We start from the raw sequence: 21,956 nt of genomic DNA, 5'->3' as shown, positions 1-21,956 counted from the left end.
CTATGATCGGTCGCCTGGTGGTGGTCGGCCTGGGGTTGATCGGTGGCTCCTTCGCCAAGGGCCTGCGTGAAAGTGGGCTGTGTGGCGAAGTGGTGGGCGTGGACCTCGACCCGCAGTCGCGCACGTTGGCGGTGGAGTTGGGGGTGGTGGACCGCTGTGAGGCGGACCTGGCCGTTGCGTGCCAGGGCGCGGATGTGATCCAGCTTGCCGTGCCGATCCTGGCCATGGAGAAATTGCTGGCGGTACTGGCAGGCATGGACCTCGGGCAAGCGATCCTTACCGATGTGGGCAGCGCCAAAGGCAACGTGGTGCGTGCGGCACGATTGGCGTTTGGTGGGATGCCGCCGCGCTTTGTACCGGGCCATCCCATTGCTGGCTCCGAGCAGAGCGGGGTGGAGGCATCCAATGCGCAGTTGTTCCGTCGGCATAAGGTCATCCTGACGCCGCTTGCGCAAACCGATCCCACGGCGTTGGCAGTGGTGGATCGTCTTTGGCGCGAGCTGGGCGCGGATGTGGAGCATATGCAGGTCGAGCGTCACGACGAAGTGTTGGCAGCGACCAGCCACTTGCCGCATCTGTTGGCATTTGGCCTGGTGGATTCGCTGGCCAAGCGCAACGAGAACCTCGAGATTTTCCGCTACGCCGCCGGCGGCTTCCGCGATTTCACGCGGATTGCCGGCAGCGATCCGGTGATGTGGCACGACATCTTCCTCGCCAATCGCGAAGCGGTGTTGCGCACTCTGGACACCTTCCGCAGTGACCTCGACGCCTTGCGCGACGCGGTGGATGCGGGAGACGGCCATCAACTGCTGGGCGTGTTCACCCGTGCGCGGGTGGCGCGTGAACATTTCAGCAAGATCCTCGCGCGCCGGGCCTACATGGAAACCGCAGTGAGCACCGATGACTTGACCTTCATCGCCAGCCCGGGTGGCCGCTTGAGCGGGCGCATACGCGTGCCGGGTGACAAGTCGATCTCTCATCGCTCGATCATGCTGGGGTCGTTGGCCGAAGGTGTGACCGAGGTGGAGGGCTTCCTTGAGGGTGAAGATGCCCTGGCGACCTTGCAGGCCTTTCGCGACATGGGCGTGGTGATCGAGGGCCCGCACCATGGGCGCGTGACCATTCACGGTGTCGGCCTGCATGGCCTGAAGGCTGCGCCGGGGCCGATCTATGTGGGTAATTCCGGCACATCGATGCGCCTGTTGGCCGGTGTATTGGCGGCGCAGAGCTTTGACAGCGTGCTGACCGGCGATGCCTCGCTGTCCAAGCGCCCGATGAACCGCGTAGCCAAGCCGCTGCGGGAAATGGGCGCAATCATCGAGACGGGGCCGGACGGGCGTCCGCCACTGAGCATTCGTGGTGGGCAGTCGCTCAAAGGCTTGAACTATGTACTGCCCATGGCCAGTGCCCAGGTGAAATCCTGCCTGTTGTTGGCGGGGTTGTACGCGGAGGGTAAAACCTCGGTGACCGAGCCCGCACCGACCCGCGACCACACCGAGCGCATGCTGCGCGGCTTTGGTTACCCGGTGGCGGTGCAGGGCGCGACGGCGTCGCTGGCGTCGGGGCATGGGTTGACCGCTACGCGTATTGAAGTGCCGGGGGATATTTCGTCTTCGGCGTTTTTCCTGGTGGCGGCCTCGATTGCCGAGGGCTCCGAGCTGCTGCTGGAGCATGTCGGTATCAACCCGACCCGCACCGGGGTAATCGATATCCTGCGGCTGATGGGGGCTGATATCGCCCTCGAAAATCAGCGCGAGGTGGGCGGCGAGCCGGTTGCGGATCTACGTGTGCGTGCCGCCGCGCTCAAGGGCATCGAAATTCCAGAGGCCCTGGTGCCGTTGGCGATTGATGAGTTCCCTGTGCTGTTTATTGCCGCAGTCTGCGCTCAAGGTCGCACCGTTTTGCGCGGTGCCGAGGAGTTGCGGCTCAAGGAGTCCGACCGTATCCAGGTGATGGCCGACGGTCTGTTGGCCCTGGGCGTGAAGTGTGAACCCACGCCTGATGGGATTATCATTGACGGTGGCCCGATGGGCGGCGGTGAAGTGCATGCCCATGGCGATCACCGGATTGCCATGGCGTTCAGTGTGGCTTCCCTGCGGGCGATGGCGCCTATTCGTATCCTTGACTGCGCCAATGTTGCTACGTCTTTTCCGAACTTTCTGACACTGTGTGCCCAAGTCGGCATCCGTGTTGCCCAAGAGGCTCAATTGTGAATATCAAAGCACCGGTGATTACCATCGACGGGCCTAGTGGCTCGGGCAAAGGCACAATCGCTGGCATTCTGGCCAAGCGCCTGGGTTGGTGCCTGCTGGATTCTGGCGCGCTGTACCGCCTGCTGGCGTTTGCTGCGCACAACCATGGTGTTGACCTGACCAACGAAGAATTGCTGACGAAGCTTGCCGCCCATCTGGATGTGCAGTTCATTGCGGCGACCGAGGGTCAGTTGCAGCGCATCATTCTGGAAGGTGATGAAGTCAGCGATGTGATTCGCACTGAGAGTATCGGCGCGGGCGCCTCCCAAGTGGCTGCGCTGCCCGCCGTGCGCGAGGCGCTGCTGCAGCGCCAGCGCGCATTCCAGGAGGCGCCGGGCCTGGTGGCCGATGGCCGCGACATGGGCACGGTGGTGTTTCCCGAGGCGCCGCTGAAGATTTTCCTGACCGCCAGCGCCGAGGAGCGGGCACGCCGCCGTTACTTGCAGTTGAAGGGCAAAGTCGATGGTGTTAGTCTGTCGAGTCTGCTAGATGAGATCCGTGCACGCGATGAGCGTGATACCCAGCGTGCGGTAGCCCCGCTCAAACCGGCGGCTGACGCCATACAGCTGGATTCCACGGAGCTGTCCATCGAGCAGGTGCTGGAACGCATCATGAGTGAAATCGCCATTCGCGATATCGCCGGGTGATCAAGAAGGCCGCAGGGGACCAGTCATAGTCCTGCGGTGGCTTCTTTTAACTGAAACTGACCCACACCGTCTGGGGTGTGGAGATGGGCGTATTCTTCGCCCTTATCAACAGGAATTAAAATGAGCGAAAGCTTTGCGGAACTCTTTGAAGAAAGCCTAAAAACCCTGAACCTTCAGGCAGGCTCCATCATCACCGGTGTTATCGTTGATATCGATTACCAAGCTCGCTGGGTAACCGTTCACGCTGGTCTGAAGTCTGAAGCTCTGATCCCGCTGGAACAGTTCTACAACGATGCTGGTGACCTGACTATCAATGTCGGTGACGAAGTTCACGTTGCTCTGGACTCGGTTGAAGACGGTTTCGGTGAAACCAAGCTGTCCCGTGAAAAAGCCAAGCGCGCTGAATGCTGGATTGTTCTCGAAGCAGCCTTCGCAGCTGAAGAAGTGGTCAAGGGCGTTATCAACGGTAAGGTTAAAGGCGGCTTCACTGTCGACGTTAACGGCATCCGTGCGTTCCTGCCAGGTTCTTTGGTCGACGTTCGTCCAGTGCGCGACACCACGCACCTGGAAGGCAAAGAACTCGAATTCAAAGTCATCAAGCTCGACCAGAAGCGCAACAACGTTGTCGTTTCCCGTCGCAGCGTGCTGGAAGCAGAGAACTCCGCCGAGCGTGAAGCTCTGCTGGAATCCCTGCAGGAAGGCCAACAAGTCAAAGGTATCGTCAAGAACCTCACCGATTACGGCGCATTCGTCGATCTGGGTGGCGTCGATGGCCTGCTGCACATTACCGACATGGCTTGGAAGCGTATCAAGCATCCTTCCGAAATCGTCAACGTTGGCGACGAGATCGATGTCAAGGTTCTGAAGTACGATCGTGAGCGTAACCGCGTTTCCCTGGGCTTGAAGCAGCTGGGCGAAGATCCATGGGTTGCTATCAAGGCTCGTTACCCAGAAAGCACTCGCGTAACCGCGCGTGTTACCAACCTGACCGACTACGGCTGCTTCGCAGAGCTGGAAGAAGGCGTGGAAGGCCTGGTACACGTTTCCGAAATGGACTGGACCAACAAGAACATCCACCCTTCGAAAGTCGTACAAGTCGGCGACGAAGTGGAAGTTATGGTTCTGGACATCGACGAAGAGCGTCGTCGTATCTCCCTGGGCATCAAGCAGTGCAAATCTAACCCATGGGAAGATTTCTCTGGCCAGTTCAACAAGGGCGATAAAATCTCCGGCACCATCAAGTCGATCACCGATTTCGGTATCTTCATTGGTCTGGACGGCGGCATCGACGGCCTGGTTCACCTGTCCGACATCTCCTGGAACGAAGTTGGCGAAGAAGCTGTTCGTCGTTTCAAGAAGGGCGACGAGCTGGACACCGTTATCCTGTCGGTTGACCCAGAGCGCGAGCGCATCTCCCTGGGTATCAAGCAACTGGAAAGCGATCCGTTCTCCGAGTACGTTCAAGAGAACGACAAAGGCGCCATCGTTAAAGGCACTGTGAAAGAAGTTGACGCCAAAGGCGCCATCATCGTTCTGGCCGACGATATCGAAGCGACTCTGAAAGCCTCCGAAATCAGCCGTGACCGCGTTGAAGACGCGCGCAACGTTCTGAAAGAAGGCCAGGAAGTAGAAGCCAAGATCATCAGCGTTGACCGCAAGAGCCGCGTGATTCAGCTCTCCATCAAGTCGAAAGACGAAGTGGAAGAGAAAGAAGCTATCCAGAGCCTGAAAGAAGCTGCTCCGGAAGCTGCTGCTGACACCACCATGGCGGCACTGCTGCGCCAGGCAATGGCTAAGCAGAACTAAGTTCTGTAAAGCTGTAGAAAAAGGGCGACCTCGGTCGCCCTTTTTTGTGCCTGAAATTTGATGAGGCAACTGCACTGAACGAAGGTGTTCAGCCCAATGTCAGAACTGACTATAGTTTTAAAAACGGCTATTTCGCGTTGCTGACTCAATAAGGGTTTGAATGAACAGAATTATCGTAGTATTCGCTTTGCTGGCGCTTGCAGGCTGCTCCTCTACCAGCGCCAAGACCCACGCCAAGCGTGGCGTCAGCGGCATCGAGATCGACTGCTCTGGCCTGGGTAACAAGTGGGAAAAATGCGAAAAACGCGCCGCCCGTGAGTGCAAGATGCAGGGCTATAAGGTCATTACCCGCTCCAGTGATGCGGAGGACGAAGAGGGCGACTACCTGTTCGGCTGGAACCCTGCTGGCGCGGTGACGCGGACCATGTTGGTGATCTGTAAGTAAGGGGTTGACCGCTCGCTGAGCGTGTTTATTCAGCCCCACATAAGTTGACACATGGGCTGTTCAAATTCATCAACTCATGCTAAAACCTTCGGAGCGCTTTTCCTAGCTGCTTGAAAAAGAAGGGAAAAATATGACGAAGTCGGAGTTGATCGAACGAATTGTCACCCATCAAGGGCTGCTCTCATCCAAGGATGTGGAGCTGGCTATCAAGACCATGCTTGAGCAAATGTCCCAATGCCTGGCCACCGGAGATCGCATCGAAATCCGCGGCTTCGGCAGCTTCTCCCTGCACTACCGCGCACCGCGCGTAGGCCGCAACCCAAAAACCGGCCAATCCGTCAGCCTTGACGGCAAATTCGTTCCCCACTTCAAACCGGGCAAGGAATTGCGCGATCGGGTGAACGAAGAAGAGGAAGAAGGCGTCTGAGTGTTTTTGGGGAAGGAGAAGAGTATGCGTGGGGTTAAGCGCGTTGTTGCGGTGTTGATTGCAGTGCTTGCGGCTTTGGTGGTTCTGGCGTTTGTGCTGGAGAACCAGCAGGGTGTGGCACTGTCGTTCCTGGGGTGGAGTACTGCGCAGATGCCGGTGGCGGTGTTTGTGGTGGTGGCTTTGATTTTGGGGATGATTATTGGGCCGGTGTTGGGGGTGGTTGTGCGTAGGCGTCGGGGTAAGGCGGTGGCTTAAGGTTTAAGTCTTGGTTGGCAGTTGTGATGGGGATCAGCGGTGTTGGTGACCGTTTGTCAGAAACCTTATCATATCGAGCGCTTTGAGCTGCGTAGCGACCTATCCCCCGTTGGTTGCGACAGTTCTATTGGAAAATTCAGAATCGCCCTACATACATGTCAAGACTTGTAATATGTCGAAGAGATGGCAGAATGGAATCTGTTCTCGATAACAGGCATTTTGTGCGCTCAAAATTTGGCAGAGACGCTGGGTTTTGGCGGTCACCCAATTAGAATAAAAAAACGCAATTTTGTCTGCATAACGAGCCCGCAGTTTCTCTTTGAAGGCAGGTTTTTGTTGTGAGTAGTAGCCTCCGTATTCCCCCAGCACCTATATCCGACGGGATCGACCTTGTCGCGATGTTTCAATCTGTTTGGCAGCAAAAAAAGCTGCTGGCTCTGGTGACCTTAAGCTGTGTGCTAATAGCAGCTGCTTATGCTTTCCTCGCGACTCCTGAATATAAAGTCAGTTCTGTGCTGCGGCCGGCTGCCATCAATGAGTTGGATGCGCTCAATCGCTCTGAGATTTATCAGTTGCCACCCTCCGAAGCTCTACTCCGGGTCGGCGCAGCGCTGGATTCTTACGATGCTCGATTGGCTTTCTTTAGGGCCAACCCCAAGTTGTTCGAAAAATTTGTGCGTCCGGGTCAAACGCTTGAGCAAAGTTTTGAAGATTTCAACCGAAACTCTATTCGGTTGATTCTTCCAGAGCCTGAAAAGAAGAATTTGCTGAGCGCTTATGTAAAACTTGAAATGACCTATCCTAAAGGCGTTGATGGGGTCGCTATTCTTAATGGTTTTGTCGATTATGCCATCGCCAGTGAGCGTAAAAAAGTTGCTGCCGACTTGGAGGTAATTGTCAATAACCGTCTTAGCGAGTTGAAGGGTAAGCTTGAAGCCGCTCGCTCGGGTTATGATATTGAAAAAACTGCCAAAATAGCCTCGTTGCAGGAGGCTGACTCATTGAGGCTTGCGCAGCTTCAGGATGAGTTAAGGGCGCTTCGTGCCCAGTTGAAAACGCTTCGTAATGATCGAATCGCTCAGTTGAATGAGGCAATTGGTATAGCCAAATCCTTAGGCATCCAAAAACCTACTACACCCTCTTCATTGGGTGAGTCGGGGAGTGCTGTAGCCGGTAGCGTAATGCGAACAGAGATCAATAACCAGCAAACGCCTCTATATTTTATGGGGGTGGATGCGCTAAAGGCAGAGCTCGCTCAGTTAAGAAGTCGGGTGTCGGATGAATTTACTGAGCCGCGTATCGCTCAGATTGCCAAAGAAATTCAGCTATTGGCATCCAATCGAGAAGTTGAGGTGCTGAAAGCTCGGAAAAATGAAGAAATTTTTCTTGCTGGGGTTCAGCCGCTGCGAGCTGAGATGTCTCGACTAAGCAGTCTAAATATTGACATGACCAAGCTGAAGTTGGTGAGTGTCGATCAGCAGGCACTTGAGCCGTTGGCGCCAGCGAGCCCGAATCGGCCGCTGGTGCTTCTGCTTGGCTTGCTCCTGGGCGGGGTGCTTGCGATATGTATTGCGCTCGCCAGGCAGGCAATACAGGGAGGCAAAATTATCGCGCATAACGGAAGGGTTGATTCTACCTCTATTGCTAGTTCTGACCCTCGTGCAGAAGGGGATTTATCCGGTCAGCGTTCACGGAGCGGTAATAGTTTGCTGGCGAAATGATCCGCTATTCGTGAGGCGTTTGGCCTCACTTTTTTATGTGTTAGGGAACGCTGGCTAGCTGATCACGTCGGACTGAGAGGCGTTGGCTGGGGCTCGGGGTGATGTGTGTGTTCTCTACGTAGGTTTGGGCCTGGCTGGAGGGCACTATCGCTAATAGGCGAATGATCCCATGGGGGTAACCAAGGTCGTTATGGTGTAGGTCAGAGGCTTGGTTGCTCACAGAAAGCCCTTGCGGCGATCGATATAACTGGTTGAGCGCGGGTTTGTTTGAGCTTTGAGGGTAAGGCGGCGGCCAGTTTCCGATGGCTGGAATTGCGAGGGCGTGCGAAATGGGCTTGCTCGAAGAGAGACGTTATGTCGTCAGTACGCTTGTTAATGTTATGCTGCCGAGCAGAAGCGGCCATGGCCTGAACAGTATAACCGGTAGGTTTGGCAGGAACATGCTCAGATCGCCAGTTTCGAGCTTATTCTCTGACTAAATTATGATATGGAATCATCGGTAATGACTTTAAAGATTTTGAGTGTTTTCGGTACGCGACCGGAAGCTATAAAAATGGCTCCCTTAGCTCTGGCGTTGCGCGCAGATGAGCGTTTTGACGCTAAGATCTGCGTCACGGGGCAGCACCGTGAAATGCTGGATCAAGTGTTAGAGTTGTTTAAACTCGAACCTGATTTTGATCTCGCTATTATGAAGAGTGGTCAGGATCTTACTGATGTGACGACTTGCATTCTTCAAGGGATGAAGGAAGTATTTCATAATTATAAGCCTGATATTGTACTGGTGCATGGTGATACTGCAACCACATTTGCAACTACTTTGGCAGCTTACTATAAGCAGATTCCTGTGGGTCATATTGAGGCCGGTCTGCGGACAGGTAATCTTTATTCTCCTTGGCCAGAAGAAGCCAACCGAAAGCTGACGGGAGCCCTGGCATGTCTCCATTTTGCTCCGACCGAAAGATCGCAGCAGAATCTCCTCCGTGAAGGGATAGCATCTAGTTCCGTGTACGTGACAGGCAATACCGTTATTGATGCACTACTTGAGGTCGTGCAGAAGCTGGAATCTGATGATCAGCTTAAACAGAAATTTTCAGAGCAATTTTCATTTTTGCGCGACCAGCGCCGCATTATTCTTGTTACTGGCCATCGCCGTGAAAGTTTTGGTGATGGGTTCGAAAGAATATGCAGTTCGCTTGCTTCGATTGCGCATGAATTTGATGATGTTGAAATCGTATATCCTGTTCATCTGAATCCAAACGTTCGTGAGCCTGTCAATCGTTTATTGGCCGGTATCGATAATGTTCACCTTATAGAGCCGTTAGATTACCTTCCGTTCGTCTATCTTATGAATCGTTCGTACTTGATTTTGACGGATTCTGGTGGCGTGCAAGAGGAAGCGCCATCCTTGGGTAAGCCTGTCTTGGTCATGCGCGATACGACTGAGCGACCCGAGGCAGTTGAAGCGGGCACAGTCAGGTTGGTTGGGACCAATAGAGAGGAAATAACTCATCATCTGCGTGAACTTCTCTTGAATAAAAACGCCTATCAGGAAATGAGTTTTGCTCATAATCCTTATGGTGATGGTAACGCTTGCGCGCGTATTATCACGGCTCTTGCCAATTTTGATATTAAGGTTTAAATATGGGTTTTTCCACAGTTTCTGTCATCGGTTTGGGTTATATTGGTCTGCCAACCGCCGCCGTTTTTGCTGCGCGTAAGGTGAAAGTTGTTGGTGTTGATGTTAATCAGAAGGCTGTCGATACTATTAATGACGGAAAAATTCATATTGTTGAACCTGATTTAGATATAGTTGTACATGCCGCCGTGACTGAAGGTTATCTCCGCGCTAGTACTAGCCCTGAGCCGGCCGATGCTTTTTTAATAGCTGTGCCTACTCCTTTCAAGGATGATCACGCTCCGGATCTTTCCTATATTGAGTCCGCAAGTAAGTCTATTGCACCTGTTCTTAAAAGCGGGGACTTGGTCATTCTCGAGTCCACTTCGCCTGTCGGTGCAACTGAAAAGATGGCTTTATGGTTGGCGGAAGCTCGTCCCGACTTGACGTTTCCTCAAACTCATGGCGAAGCATCCGATATTCGTATCGCGCACTGTCCGGAGCGGGTGCTTCCTGGTCATGTGTTACGTGAGTTGGTACAAAATGATCGTGTCATTGGTGGGATGACTCCCAAGTGCTCTGATGCCGCAGCACGATTGTATAAGTTGTTCGTGGAGGGCGAATGTATCATAACAAACGCTCGAACTGCAGAGATGTGCAAGTTGACTGAGAATAGCTTTCGCGACGTTAATATCGCGTTTGCCAATGAATTGTCTATGATATGCGATAAGTTTGATGTTGATGTATGGGAGCTTATAAAGCTTGCCAATCGACATCCTCGTGTCAATATCTTGCAGCCGGGGCCTGGTGTCGGTGGGCACTGTATCGCTGTTGATCCTTGGTTCATTGTAAGTCAGGCAGAAGGCCAGGCCAGGTTGATCAAGACTGCGCGGGAGGTTAATGATTCGAAACCTCAGTGGGTTATGAACAAGGTCGACGCTGCGGTGGCTGATCATCTTTCGCTTCATTCAGAGAAGTCTGAGAAAGACGTCGTCATTGCTTGCTTCGGTCTCGCATTCAAGCCCGATATTGATGATCTGCGCGAAAGCCCGGCTCTGGAAATTACTCGCAATATTTCAAGTCGTCACGCGGGGAAAATTTTAGTCGTGGAGCCTAATATTCTTTCTTTACCTGGCTCGCTCAAAAATGCTGAACTCTGCACAGCAGAAGAAGCGATTTCTCGTGCTGATGTTCTATTGTTACTAGTAGATCACAAACCATTTAAATCTATTCCCGCATCGGCTCTTCAAGGCCGCCAGATTGTTGATACACGTGGAATTTGGCTGGTATGAAGATACTACCCGTTATTATGTCAGGGGGGGCGGGAACCCGACTTTGGCCTCTTAGTCGAACTCTCTACCCAAAGCAGTTTTTGGCTATTTCAGGTCGGGAAACTTTGTTTCAGCAGGCTGTTGATCGAGTTTTGAAGGTAGGTGGGCAAGGTGTCGAGGTACTGCAGCCTTGCATCGTTGCGAATGATGAGCACCGCTTCCTTTGCCTAGATCAGATCCGGGAAATGAATGTTTCTAAAGCTGTTGTCATTCTTGAGCCGGTAGGACGCAATACAGCCCCTGCGCTTACGTTGGCGGCGCTCTATGCACGCGATGAAGTTGGGATGGAGGTTGACCCCGTCCTGGTTGTGGTCCCGGCCGACCAAATGATTCTTGATATTCAAGCCTTTACTGATACGGTCAGTAAAGCTGTAGACGTTGCAAAAGACGGCAGCATTGTAATCTTGGGCATCAAGCCTGATCGCCCTGAAACGGGTTATGGTTATATCCATTCTGCAGACCCCTCTGCCGTCAAGAGGGTGGATTCGTTTGTTGAAAAGCCTGGGCGGTCAACTGCAGAAAAATACTTGGAAGATGGAAGCTATTTCTGGAATAGCGGTATTTTCGTGCTGCGTGCGTCAATCTGGTTGAAAGCACTGAGCGCGTTCAGAAGAGACATCTTCGATGCCACTGAAGCCGCCTGGAAGGGCCGGGCCCAGGATAACGGGTTTATACGACCACAACTGGACGCGTTTTCCCTGATACCGCCAGAGTCGATTGACTATGCTGTGATCGAGCATTGTGCGAAAACGCCGTCAGCCGGCCTGACGTTGAAAATGCTGACGATGGACGCCGGTTGGTCCGACCTGGGGGCATGGGATGCTGTTTGGCGTTCGAGTGAGAAGGACGAAAAACAGAACGCTACCCATGGGGATGTAATATTAGATTCCAGTTCTAATACATTGGTTTACGCCTCTCACCGTTTAGTAACGGCCGTGGGGCTTGAAAATATCGTTATCGTCGAAACGCCTGATGCTGTGTTAGTCGCGGATAAAGACCGCAGTCAGGGCGTGAAGGCCATTGTCGAAGCGTTGAATGTCAAGGTCAGGCCAGAGTCAAAGCTCCATCGCCGCGTTCATCGACCCTGGGGCTGGTACGACAGCATAGATTCCGGCTCGCGCTTTCAGGTGAAGCGTATATTGGTGAAGCCGAAAGCAACGCTAAGTTTGCAGAAGCATTACCATCGGGCGGAGCATTGGATTGTTGTGTCTGGCACCGCAGAGGTGACCTGTGAAGATCGTGTTTTTCAGTTGAATGAAAATCAGAGTACTTATATCCCTATTGGCCATGTTCATCGCCTTTCCAATCCCGGCACTATTCCTCTTGAGATCATAGAAGTGCAGTCAGGAACGTATTTGGGCGAAGATGATATCGTTCGATTTGACGATACTTATGGACGTGTTTAGGGTTTAAATTTTTAGGAGTTGTATCGATGCAGAAGCACGCGCTGGTTACGGGTGTTACAGGTCAAGACGGGGCGTACCTTGTCGAACTACTGTTGTCCAAGGGTTATAAAGTCTACGGCGCTTATCGCCGGACAAGTTCTGTAAGTTTCTGGCGGTTAGAGGAGCTGGGAGTTCTTGAGCATGACGATCTCCACCTCGTAGAATTTGATTTGACTGATCTGTCCGGGGCTATTCGTTTAATTCAGAATTGCGCACCGGACGAGGTTTATAATCTCGCGGCTCAAAGTTTTGTAGGTGTTTCGTTCGATCAGCCAATCACAACGGTACAGATTACTGGTGTCGGTGCGCTCAATTTGCTCGAAGCAATCCGTATAGTAAATCCCAAGATTCGCTTCTATCAAGCTTCGACATCCGAGATGTTTGGATTGGTCCAGGCGGTTCCTCAATCTGAGAGTACACCCTTCTATCCGCGTAGTCCTTACGGTGTTGCGAAGCTGTTTGCGCATTGGACAACGATTAACTATCGTGAGTCGTACGATATCTTTGCTACCAGCGGCATTCTATTCAATCACGAGTCTCCTCTGCGGGGGAAAGAGTTTGTTACTCGCAAGATTACTGATGCTGTTGCCAGTATCGAAATTGGCAAGCAGCAAGTCCTGGAACTTGGAAATATGGATGCCAAGCGGGATTGGGGGTTCGCTAAAGAGTATGTAGATGGCATGCATCGAATGTTGCAAGTCGACACGCCGGAAACTTTTGTACTCGCTACCAATCGCACTGAAACCGTTCGTGATTTTGTTTCGATGAGTTTTAAAGCTGTGGGTGTTGATATCGAGTGGTCTGGAAGCGCTGAGAACGAGTTTGGTGTTGACCGTCGAACCGGTATCACTAGGGTAAAAGTCAACCCGCGCTTCTATCGACCTGCAGAAGTAGAATTGTTGATTGGCGATGCGTCATTTGCAAAAGAGCGATTGGGTTGGAAACCAGAAACCACACTAGAGCAACTGTGCCAGTTGATGGTTGACGCTGATCTAAGAAGGGTTCGCAATGGCACTTCAAAGTAAAGAGCGGACGGTGCTGATTACGGGGCTTTCGGGTTTCACTGGAAAGCACTTGGCGGAAAATCTCACCAAGGCCGGCTGGCGCGTTGCTGGCCTGGGAGGAGTGCGGCTCGCCTGTGAGTTTGATCACCTAGACGCGGATCTTAATGATACGAAGCGACTAAGTGATTGGATGAAGCAGGTTCAACCTACTCATATTATTCATTTAGCCGCGTTGGCCCATGTTACTGGCAGCGATGCCTTATCATACTATCGCGTCAATGTATTGGGTACGGAAAGCCTTCTTAATGCGATTAAGGAGGCGGAGATAGTTGTAGAAAAAATTATAATTGCGAGCAGTGCAAATATTTACGGAAATGCAATCTCGTCGCCTGTTTCTGAAAGCAGTGAGCCGCAGCCTGTTAATCACTATGCGTTGAGCAAATTAACGATGGAGGCGCTTGTTCGCAAGTGGTTTTCTCGTATGCCCATACTGGTAGTGCGGCCTTTCAACTACACTGGCCCCGGCCAATCGGAGTCGTTCGTTTTCTCCAAGATCGTGGGCGCGTTTGCTCGAGGGGAAAAAGAGCTCAGATTAGGTAACCTGGATGTTTCTCGCGATCTATCTGATGTGGGTTTCGTGGTTGAGGCATATACAAGATTGTTGACGACTAATCAGCGCAGCGAGTTTATAAATATATGCTCGGGTCGTAGCATTTCCTTGTTAAGCGTGATTGATGAGATGGAGCAGATCGCAGGTTATCGGCCAGCGGTTGTAGTTGATCCTGCCTTTGTCAGAGAGGATGAAGTTAAAGAACTTTACGGCAGTCCAGCCAAACTCTTTGATACGGTAGGTAAAATTGATGTGCCTAGCTTGCACGATACATTGCTATCAATGTATCAGCAGAAGGCATTTGTTTAATATCGTGGCTGGTAACAGGTCGGTGCTCTAGTGCGCATATGTTTTTTTGCTAATATGTCTGCTCATGCTAATTGGCGCGAGATGTTTGACAAAGTCGAGTTTTATCGGGTGGATATCCGAATTCTCAAGGAGCTTGGGCATGAAGTTGTTTTGTCCGGGACGCCAGGCACATTAGACTGGAAGGCGGATCTTTATTTTTGTTGGTGGTGGGGGCACTCGCCGCTTCCATTGCTCGCCGGGAAGCTACGCCGTCGGCCGGTGATAGTGACTGGAGCTTTTGATTATTCTACCTGCCGGAAGGAAATTCCGGGTCTCTGTTACCTAGATCGGCCTTTGTGGCAGAAGGCGGTACTGCGTACCTCTTTGTTGTTAGCTGATCGAAACCTGTTTATCTCAAGATCAGAGTGTGAAGAGGTTACCGCTAACCTGCGTGTCAGAAATCCAGTGTACGCAACGCTAGCGATTGACACCGATTACTATTCTCCTGGCGAGGCTCCAACTGTTGAGTCGGATTATTTTTTCACGGTAACTTGGACGAGCCGTACCAATGCCATTCGCAAAGGGCTCATTCCGACGATAGAGGCGTTCGCGCGGGTTTCGGCTAGTGCCAGCCATCTTCGACTGGTTGTTGCTGGTAAGCATGGTGATTATCTGCAGGAGCTAAAGGCCCTGACACAGCGCTTGGGCATAGAAGAGAAGGTAGAGTTTGTCGGAATGATTTCTGATGAAGAGAAACTGCACCATTATCGAAATTGCCTGGCCTATGTTCAGCCAACGCTTTACGAAGGTTTCGGGCATGCAATCGGTGAAGCACTGGCGTGTGGGGCGCGAGTTATAACTTCTCCACGGGGGGCGGTGCCAGAAGTTGCGGGTGACTTCGCTTACTGGGTCCAGCCAGACAGCCCAGAGGAAATTGCATCCGCCATGGAGGCTGTTGTCGCAACGCCGGTTTGTGCTGAAGACGCCAAAGCCAGACACCAATGGATCTCCTCGAACTATTCCATCGCAGCTCGTCGTTCGGCGCTGAAAAGTGTTCTGGATTCCTTGTCGCTGGCGAAATAAGGAGAGTTCCAGTGAGAGTACACATAAAAGTCGATGGTGGTACCGCGTGTTGAGTCGTCTGATCGGCATGTTTGAAAACTCGAGGCTATTACAGCTTGTTGTTATCACCGCCTGCATTCAAGGTGGGGTAATAATAAGTCAGTTTTTAATCACGCCTTGGGTTGACCCATCAGTTGTTGGCATGGTGCGCTCGCTGGAAACAATTATTGCTCTTGTTATCCTTGCAGGTAGCTTGGGTATGCAGAGTATCGCCATTCGTGATACCGCGGCAAGTAATGGCACTACTGATAAAAATGAAGTGCTTCGACAGGTTTTTCTGCTAGTAGTTATAGCATCAATCGGTGTCATTGCCTGTATATATGTTGCAAATAAGTTCGTGTGGAACTCTGTAATGAGCTCCTACGTGTTTACCACCTGTGGCTTAGTGCTGTTAACTAACTTGCTCCGTGTAACTACGGGGTTTGCGCAGGGTGCGAAGGTGATACGTGAGATTTACTTCGCACTGATGTTGGTTACGGGTGTCAGCATTGTTCTGCATGTTGTGTTGACCAAGTTTTTTGGTATCGAAGGCTGGATGACGGCTCGTTATATTGGAGAGTTACTCTGTCTTGTTGCTGTGTGGTGGAAGCTGCGGTCGTATATTTTTAGCGCGCTGGATTTTCGCTTGGTAAACAGGCGTGAGTTGATGATGACCGCGAAGTCCGGGGTGACTGTCAATGCAAGTCTATTTGTGCGTTTGATGGTCGATAGTTTGCCCGTACTTATGTTGACTGCTTATCATGTGAAAATTGATGAGATCGGTTTTTTTGGTATAGCTTTGTTGAGTCTTAGTCTTGGTTTGCTTCCACTGACAATCATCGCGCAAAGGGCTATCCCAGATTTGGTGGAAGTAGTCAACGATAAAGAGATGCTGCGTGAAAGGCATCATGCGTTCTTCAGAAGTATGTTGAAGATATCCTCTTCGGTTGCGTTGTTGTTGATAGTGATTTCCCTTGTATGGTTTTTGCTTGTGGGAGGTGTTTACAAACAGGCAGCTATCTATATGTTTGTGCTGGCATTAACGCTGCCGTTGAAAGCTATTGCTCTTGTGAGTGGTACTATGTTGCTTGCATTGCGTGTATTTAGTTTGAGTTTGAAAGTCAATATAGTCGAAGGGCTGAGCGTTGCTTTGATTTTATACTTGAGCATTATGCCTTTTGGGGCGTGGGCGGGTGTTTTGGGGTATGCAACGGGTGTTGTTTTGTCCTCTATGCTGCTTTTGGTTGCGGTGAGACTCCGTCTCGCTGATTTATGACTCTAGAGGATAATGCCTTGGAAGATAAATATTCGGAGCAAGGGCGTTTACGAACGCCTATTGGAAAGAGAGTATTTGATTGTTTTGGTTTTGGTTTTTTCTTTATGGTGATCTGGTTTGCCGGCGTGATCGTTCCGCTGTATCCATTCATTATGGGGTTCGATGGGTTTAGTCTGTATTGGAATTTCAACTATTCGGATAAAAGTAGTTCTATAGATTATGCTGTTTTGTTATATGTTCTGGCTTTGGTTTTTGTTTTAATGGGCTGTTGGTTAGGGCGAAAGACTCACTTGAATTTTCCCGTTAGGGTTCGCTACATAGTGAGCTCCAGAATCTTCTCTCAAAGGTCTACAATATTTACGTTAATGGCACTGCTGGCCTTTGCAGCCATTCTTATAATCCTCGGAGGGGTATGGGGGCTGCTTTATGGCGCGAGCGATAGAATAAGAGCATTTGCAGGGTTGAACGGCCTGTTTCTTCTTCAGAATCTGTTTCTGTCTGTCTCGCTTGCCTGGTTTATACGCCTGACGGGCAGTAAAAAAAGAACGCTGTCCGAACGCTTTTGTTTTTGGTTATATTTTTTTAGTGGTTTGTTTATTTGCGCGCTTCAAGGTCAGAAGTCGACAATTTTCATTATTGTATTGGCGATGATTGTCGTTAGGCATTATCGTGTTAAACGTGTCAACCTCATAAAAGGGGCTGTGCTTGGCGGAGTGATGTTTGTCTCTTTAATGGCGTATCATCTTTTTAAGCAAGAATTTCTTGTGGCTGGCAAGTTCTTTTTTATTAACGAAGAGCAAGGTGTTTTTCTATCCTTCATTCACTTTTTGGCGACTCAGTTCACAGGCAACCTAATGCAGTTGCAAACAATGACTGTGCTGGTAGATGCGATGCCTGAAAGGCTTGAATGGCAAAACGGAACAACTCTGTTGATGCTCGTGTTGATTTTGATCCCTTCGGGTCTTTTTCCCGATAAGCCGCTCACTGCCGCGGGTGTATTTACAGAAGCCTTTTGGCCAGATAAATGGCTTTTGCAGGGCACGACAATGCCACCGGGTATTTTTGGTGAGCTTTACATGAATTTTGGTACCTTAGGTGTACTGTTTGGCGGTTTTTTCCTTGGGCTTATAGGAGGACGGCTGTATGGCGCGGTTATCTATAACCCTCAAAGTGATCGAGCGCTAGGTCTATATGCATTGGCGGTGGCTTCCCTGCTTCACCTTTTTCGAGGCGAATTGGCTTCGGTCGCTCTTCTCATAGCGTCTATATTAATACCTTTTTTGTTCTTGAGCTCAAAGCGCGACGAGCCTGTTAACAACCCAATTTAGAGAAATTGATATGTGTGGAATTTTGGGCTACATCCATAACGGAACGCGAGAGTCTATTGATTTCTCTTCAGCGCTTTCGTTTATTCGACGTCGCGGGCCAGATGATCAAGGTGTTTGGTCTGATACCGACGTTGGTGTATGGCTGGGTCAGGTGCGCCTTTCCATTCTTGATACGACTTCAGCCGGGCATCAACCGATGGTCTCTGCCGATGGGCGAGTGGTGATGGTGTTTAATGGTGAAATCTATAACTTTCGTGAGTTAAGAGCTCATCTCGAAGCTGCGGGAGATCATTTTTCCAGCCAGTCAGATTCCGAAGTATTGCTCGCGCTCTTCTGTCGCTACGGAATCGAGTGTTTGAATCGGTTAAACGGGATTTTCGCGGTCGTATTCTGGGAACGTGATACTCAAACACTTTGGGTGGCCCGGGATCAGCTCGGTGTCAAACCGCTTTATATCCATTCCAATAATGGTTGCTTTGCATTTTCAAGTGAAATGAAAGGCTTGATCAGAGGAGGCTTCAGTAAAACTGAAATTGACCCGCAAGCCGTGCTCGCGCACCTTGGTTTTCTTTGGTCGCCAGGCGATCGCACGATTGTGCGGGATATCAAAAAAGTTTTACCTGGCCAAGCCTTATGTGTCCGTAATGGGCATATCGAGAAGAGCTGGTTCTATTATGAACTGCCTATTTCAGAGAAACCTCTGAAAAAAACGGTTGCCGATGTCGCTGTCGATGTCGCCGATGCAGTCAGGACTGCCGTCCAGCGTCAGTTGGTGTCTGATGTACCGTTGGGTTCATTCTTGTCAGGCGGGTTGGATTCCAGCGCCATAGTTGCGTTCGCCGCACAGGAAATACGCGATAAAGGGCGGTTGCAGTGCTTCAGTATTCGTGTCGACAATGGATCCACTGCAAACGAAGGCTTCGCGGATGACCTTCCGTACGCACAGCGCGTTGCCAAGCATCTGGACGTCGACCTACATGTTGTAGGCGTCGGTGATGAGATGATGGATCGTCTACCAGAAATGGTTTATCTGCTTGATGAGCCTACGCCGGATCCAGCTGCATTGAATGCGTTGTTCATTTCCGAGCTGGCAAGCCAGAACGGCATTAAGGTTCTGTTGTCCGGTGCTGGGGGGGATGACATTTTTACCGGCTATCGCCGTCATTTCGCTTTGGCGCAAGAGCGTTGGTGGGGAGGGATGCCTCGCCCGCTGCGCTCGGTACTGGCCCGTAGTTCAAGTTTGCTTCCGGCATCCTCTCCGCTGTCTCGCCGTCTCGGGAAGGCTTTTCGATACGCGGACTTGCCGGCAAATGATCGCTTGATCAGTTATTTCCTTTGGCTTGAGCCTGATCAGGCTTATAGTTTGTTAGCCCCGGACTTGCGACGTGAGTTGGCAGCAGATGATCTGTTTGCCCCCATGCGAGAAACACTCTCGCGGCTACCTTCGGATGCTACGCCCCTGGATAAAATGCTTACCCTGGAGTGCAAGCATTTTCTCACCGATCACAATCTCAATTACACCGATAAAATGGGTATGGCGACGGGCGTTGAAGTGCGTGTACCGCTGCTGGATCTTGATTTGGTACGCCTGGCAGGTTCATTGCCTTCGGATATCAAACAAAAAGGTCGGGAGGGGAAATGGATTTTCAAGAAAGCCATGGAACCCTATCTGCCTCACGATGTTATCTACCGACCCAAGACCGGCTTCGGTGTGCCGCTTCGCAACTGGTTACAAGGACGTTTGAAGCCTTTGGTCGATGAGGTGCTTTCTCCTGCATCCCTGCTTAAGAGGGGGATTTTCGACCCTAAGGCAGTGGCGCATCTGATCGATGCAGATCGTTCTGGTCGAATAGACGCTGCCTATACGTTGTTCGGCATCGTTTGCATGGAACTCTGGTGCAAGCAGTACCTGGACGGCAATTTCGCCCTCGACGGTTGAGTGGGCGCCGACGCCCCGACCATATCCGATGGTAGGATAGACAGCTCTATACAAGTTTCTCAGTGATGAGTGAATTTTTAACTTTATTGGTGTGAATGCATGAAGCAGGTTGTTCAGAACATGGCTAGCGGTGAGACGTCATTGGTTAACGCGCCGGCTCCCGCTGTTCGCAGTGGCGCGCTAAAGATCAATACAACCAATACGCTGATTTCTGCCGGCACGGAACGCATGCTGGTAGGGTTTGGGCGGGCCAACTGGTTGGAAAAAGCTCGCCAGCAACCTGACAAGGTTCGTATGGTTCTGCAAAAGGTTCAGACTGATGGCTTGGCGACAACCGTCGAAGCCGTTCGCTCGAAGCTTGCACAACCGTTGCCCCTTGGATATTGCAATGTAGGTGTCGTGGGTGCCGTCGGGAAGGATGTGACCGGCTTCAAGCCCGGCGACCGTGTTGTTTCCAATGGTCCTCATGCCGATATCGTTGTTGTTCCCAAGAATCTGTGTGCCTTGATTCCGGACTCGGTGAGCGATGAAGCCGCCTCGTTTACGGTGTTGGCCAGTATTGGCTTGCAGGGTATCCGGCTCGCTCAACCGACACTGGGGGAAACCTTCGTAGTCACCGGCGTTGGTCTGATCGGATTGATGACGGTTCAACTGCTGCGGGCTCAAGGCTGTCGAGTACTTGCCATTGACTTCGATGAACAAAAGCTGGCTTTGGCTCGCAGTTATGGTGCCGAAACATGCAATCCCGGCAAGGGAGAGGATGTCGTTTCTGCGGGGATGACGTTCAGCCGCGGAAGAGGAGTGGATGGCGTCATTATCACGGCATCTACCAAGTCTTCCGATCCTGTCACCCAAGCGGCACATATGTGTCGCAAACGGGGACGTATTGTTCTGGTCGGGGTAACCGGGCTTGAGTTGAGTCGAGCTGACTTCTATGAAAAGGAACTGACATTTCAGGTTTCATGTTCTTACGGGCCCGGGCGCTATGATCCAAGTTACGAAGATCAAGGCAACGACTTCCCGATAGGTTTTGTCCGTTGGACTGAACAGCGCAACTTCGAAGCCGTCCTGGATATGCTCGCCAGCGGCCAATTGGAGGTCAACTCGCTGATCTCCCATCGGGTTGCATTCGAAGAAGCAGCGGATGCCTATCAGACGCTTACGACGGATAATTCGGCGCTGGGCATCATTCTTCAATACACCTCCCAAGATACCGAGCGAAACATCAAGGAAGTAGTACTGGCACCCGGTGCGGCGGCCAGTTTCGACCCCGTCAAACCTGTTGTTGGCTTCATTGGCGCAGGAAACTATGCATCAAGAATGCTGATACCGGCATTTAAGGCCGCAGGTGCTCAGTTCCATACGATTGTTACTGCCGGCGGTATCAATGGTGTCATTCACGGTAGCAAGGCAGGATTTGCACAGGCCTCGACTGATATCAATGCGATGCTTGGCGAGCGTACGATCAACACCGTCGCAATTGTCACTCGTCACGACAGCCATGCTCATTTTGTCAGCCAGGCGTTGGAGGCAGGTAAACATGTCTTCGTCGAAAAGCCTTTGGCAATTGAAGCCCAGGATCTGGTAACGGTTGAAGAAGCCTATCGAAATGCCGTTGAAAAAGGGCTCAAGCCACATTTGATGGTTGGGTTCAATCGACGTTTTTCGCCTCAGGTACAAAAGATGAAGGCGTTGCTTGCGGCTGTCAAAGAACCCAAGTCTTTCATCATGACGATGAATGCCGGAGCGATTCCCTCGAATCACTGGACCCAGGACCCCTCAGTCGGCGGTGGCCGTATTATTGGCGAAGCGTGTCATTTCATTGATCTGATGCGCTTTCTGGCAGGTAGCAAAATTGTTTCGATCCAGGCCCGTAGAATGGGGGATACGCCAGCTGTAGCAATTACTGAAGATAAAGCGGCAATTACCCTCGGGTTTGAGGATGGCTCTTTCGGCACAATCCACTATCTGGCCAATGGCGCTTCAAGCTTTCCAAAAGAGCGGGTTGAAGTCTTCGCTGCTGGACGTGTCCTGCAATTGGATAACTTCCGCAAGTTGAAAGGTTTCGGTTGGCCGGGCTTCAGCAAGCTGAATCTCTGGAAGCAGAACAAGGGGCAAAGCGAGTGTGCTGCGGCTTTCCTGGCCGCGGTGGAAAATGGGACTGTCACGCCGATCACCTCTGATGAAATATTCGAAGTGGCACGCGTGAGCATTGAAGTTGCCCGGATTCTGCGCGAGCAATGAGCCTTCTTCTTGTTAAGGCCAAAACTGCGCTAGCTCTCGGTTTTGGCAATCTGGCGCGTGCATTGGGCTACCGGCTTGGGGTCAAGACGGGCTTGAACCCGGTCCGACGCCTTCGGGCTGAAGTTCCCCTGGGGCCGTTTTTTGCGGAAAGTGCTAGACAGGCCGCCTCGTTACCATGTGCATCCCAATGGGATTCCCAGGTCCGATATTTCGGGGCATGGG

General features: G+C 51.5%; 17 protein-coding genes. All 17 read left to right on the top strand.

Annotated features, from left to right (window positions below; translation table 11 throughout):
- The first annotated feature begins 2 nt into the window (after positions 1 to 2).
- Complete coding sequence (locus GIV26_RS14085; protein ID WP_236281217.1) at positions 3 to 2,213, top strand: bifunctional prephenate dehydrogenase/3-phosphoshikimate 1-carboxyvinyltransferase; 2,211 nt, start codon at positions 3 to 5, stop codon at positions 2,211 to 2,213.
- Positions 2,210 to 2,899: a (d)CMP kinase gene (gene cmk / locus GIV26_RS14080; protein WP_003189772.1), complete on the top strand. Its 690-nt coding sequence runs from the start codon at positions 2,210 to 2,212 to the stop codon at positions 2,897 to 2,899. The genes GIV26_RS14085 and cmk overlap by 4 nt, the downstream gene beginning before the upstream one ends.
- A 120-nt stretch (positions 2,900 to 3,019) precedes the next feature.
- The gene (gene rpsA / locus GIV26_RS14075) at positions 3,020 to 4,705 is read left to right on the top strand and encodes a 30S ribosomal protein S1 (RefSeq protein WP_003189774.1); all 1,686 of its coding nucleotides are present in this window, start codon (positions 3,020 to 3,022) and stop codon (positions 4,703 to 4,705) included.
- Between the two features lie 160 nt (positions 4,706 to 4,865).
- Positions 4,866 to 5,150, top strand: coding sequence for a lipoprotein (locus GIV26_RS14070; protein WP_034126690.1), 285 nt, complete (start codon positions 4,866 to 4,868; stop codon positions 5,148 to 5,150).
- A gap of 130 nt (positions 5,151 to 5,280) precedes the next feature.
- Positions 5,281 to 5,577: an integration host factor subunit beta gene (gene ihfB / locus GIV26_RS14065; RefSeq protein ID WP_003189779.1), complete on the top strand. Its 297-nt coding sequence runs from the start codon at positions 5,281 to 5,283 to the stop codon at positions 5,575 to 5,577.
- 24 nt (positions 5,578 to 5,601) lie between these two features.
- Positions 5,602 to 5,832: a lipopolysaccharide assembly protein LapA domain-containing protein gene (locus GIV26_RS14060; protein WP_236281168.1), complete on the top strand. Its 231-nt coding sequence runs from the start codon at positions 5,602 to 5,604 to the stop codon at positions 5,830 to 5,832.
- Positions 5,833 to 6,170: 338 nt separating this feature from the next.
- The gene (locus GIV26_RS14055) at positions 6,171 to 7,553 is read left to right on the top strand and encodes a Wzz/FepE/Etk N-terminal domain-containing protein (RefSeq protein WP_236281166.1); all 1,383 of its coding nucleotides are present in this window, start codon (positions 6,171 to 6,173) and stop codon (positions 7,551 to 7,553) included.
- 502 nt (positions 7,554 to 8,055) lie between these two features.
- On the top strand, positions 8,056 to 9,192 hold the full coding sequence (wecB, locus tag GIV26_RS14050; protein WP_034126692.1) for a non-hydrolyzing UDP-N-acetylglucosamine 2-epimerase: 1,137 nt from the start codon (positions 8,056 to 8,058) through the stop codon (positions 9,190 to 9,192).
- A gap of 2 nt (positions 9,193 to 9,194) precedes the next feature.
- Entirely contained in the window at positions 9,195 to 10,460 is a 1,266-nt protein-coding gene (gene wecC / locus GIV26_RS14045) for a UDP-N-acetyl-D-mannosamine dehydrogenase (RefSeq protein ID WP_034126693.1), read from the top strand.
- Complete coding sequence (locus tag GIV26_RS14040; RefSeq protein WP_034126694.1) at positions 10,457 to 11,905, top strand: mannose-1-phosphate guanylyltransferase/mannose-6-phosphate isomerase; 1,449 nt, start codon at positions 10,457 to 10,459, stop codon at positions 11,903 to 11,905. Before wecC ends, GIV26_RS14040 begins: the two co-directional genes overlap by 4 nt.
- 26 nt (positions 11,906 to 11,931) lie before the next feature.
- Positions 11,932 to 12,969 carry a GDP-mannose 4,6-dehydratase gene (gene gmd / locus GIV26_RS14035; RefSeq protein WP_236281165.1) on the top strand — a complete coding sequence of 346 codons (1,038 nt, stop codon included), beginning with the start codon at positions 11,932 to 11,934 and terminating at the stop codon, positions 12,967 to 12,969.
- Positions 12,953 to 13,867 (top strand): GDP-mannose 4,6-dehydratase, encoded by a 915-nt coding sequence (locus tag GIV26_RS14030; RefSeq protein ID WP_034126696.1) that lies wholly within the window; start codon positions 12,953 to 12,955, stop codon positions 13,865 to 13,867. The genes gmd and GIV26_RS14030 overlap by 17 nt, the downstream gene beginning before the upstream one ends.
- Positions 13,868 to 13,948: 81 nt before the next feature.
- Positions 13,949 to 14,929, top strand: coding sequence for a glycosyltransferase (locus tag GIV26_RS14025; protein ID WP_230633838.1), 981 nt, complete (start codon positions 13,949 to 13,951; stop codon positions 14,927 to 14,929).
- 46 nt (positions 14,930 to 14,975) lie between these two features.
- Positions 14,976 to 16,223, top strand: coding sequence for a membrane protein (locus tag GIV26_RS14020; protein WP_034126697.1), 1,248 nt, complete (start codon positions 14,976 to 14,978; stop codon positions 16,221 to 16,223).
- A gap of 17 nt (positions 16,224 to 16,240) precedes the next feature.
- Positions 16,241 to 17,551: an oligosaccharide repeat unit polymerase gene (locus GIV26_RS14015; RefSeq protein ID WP_230633839.1), complete on the top strand. Its 1,311-nt coding sequence runs from the start codon at positions 16,241 to 16,243 to the stop codon at positions 17,549 to 17,551.
- 10 nt (positions 17,552 to 17,561) lie between these two features.
- Complete coding sequence (gene asnB / locus GIV26_RS14010) at positions 17,562 to 19,490, top strand: asparagine synthase (glutamine-hydrolyzing) (RefSeq protein ID WP_047710368.1); 1,929 nt, start codon at positions 17,562 to 17,564, stop codon at positions 19,488 to 19,490.
- A gap of 99 nt (positions 19,491 to 19,589) precedes the next feature.
- A complete protein-coding gene (locus tag GIV26_RS14005) occupies positions 19,590 to 21,734 on the top strand; it encodes a bi-domain-containing oxidoreductase (protein WP_034126699.1) in 2,145 nt (714 codons plus the stop codon).
- The last annotated feature ends 222 nt before the right edge of the window (positions 21,735 to 21,956 follow it).

This window comes from Pseudomonas sp. PA-1-3F, assembly GCF_021609665.1.
GTDB lineage: Bacteria > Pseudomonadota > Gammaproteobacteria > Pseudomonadales > Pseudomonadaceae > Aquipseudomonas > Aquipseudomonas paracarnis.
This window is presented reverse-complemented; position numbering and strand designations above follow the sequence as displayed.

What these genes read in the sequence shown, in the direction of transcription:
- GIV26_RS14025 (WP_230633838.1), top strand. Translation starts at nt 13,949, where the DNA reads ATGTTTGACAAAGTCGAGTTTTATCGGGTGGATATCCGAATTCTCAAG.
- GIV26_RS14040 (WP_034126694.1), top strand. Translation starts at nt 10,457, where the DNA reads ATGAAGATACTACCCGTTATTATGTCAGGGGGGGCGGGAACCCGACTT.
- asnB (WP_047710368.1), top strand. Translation starts at nt 17,562, where the DNA reads ATGTGTGGAATTTTGGGCTACATCCATAACGGAACGCGAGAGTCTATT.
- GIV26_RS14070 (WP_034126690.1), top strand. Translation starts at nt 4,866, where the DNA reads ATGAACAGAATTATCGTAGTATTCGCTTTGCTGGCGCTTGCAGGCTGC.
- GIV26_RS14060 (WP_236281168.1), top strand. Translation starts at nt 5,602, where the DNA reads ATGCGTGGGGTTAAGCGCGTTGTTGCGGTGTTGATTGCAGTGCTTGCG.
- ihfB (WP_003189779.1), top strand. Translation starts at nt 5,281, where the DNA reads ATGACGAAGTCGGAGTTGATCGAACGAATTGTCACCCATCAAGGGCTG.
- wecB (WP_034126692.1), top strand. Translation starts at nt 8,056, where the DNA reads ATGACTTTAAAGATTTTGAGTGTTTTCGGTACGCGACCGGAAGCTATA.
- GIV26_RS14005 (WP_034126699.1), top strand. Translation starts at nt 19,590, where the DNA reads ATGAAGCAGGTTGTTCAGAACATGGCTAGCGGTGAGACGTCATTGGTT.
- GIV26_RS14030 (WP_034126696.1), top strand. Translation starts at nt 12,953, where the DNA reads ATGGCACTTCAAAGTAAAGAGCGGACGGTGCTGATTACGGGGCTTTCG.
- rpsA (WP_003189774.1), top strand. Translation starts at nt 3,020, where the DNA reads ATGAGCGAAAGCTTTGCGGAACTCTTTGAAGAAAGCCTAAAAACCCTG.
- wecC (WP_034126693.1), top strand. Translation starts at nt 9,195, where the DNA reads ATGGGTTTTTCCACAGTTTCTGTCATCGGTTTGGGTTATATTGGTCTG.
- gmd (WP_236281165.1), top strand. Translation starts at nt 11,932, where the DNA reads ATGCAGAAGCACGCGCTGGTTACGGGTGTTACAGGTCAAGACGGGGCG.
- GIV26_RS14085 (WP_236281217.1), top strand. Translation starts at nt 3, where the DNA reads ATGATCGGTCGCCTGGTGGTGGTCGGCCTGGGGTTGATCGGTGGCTCC.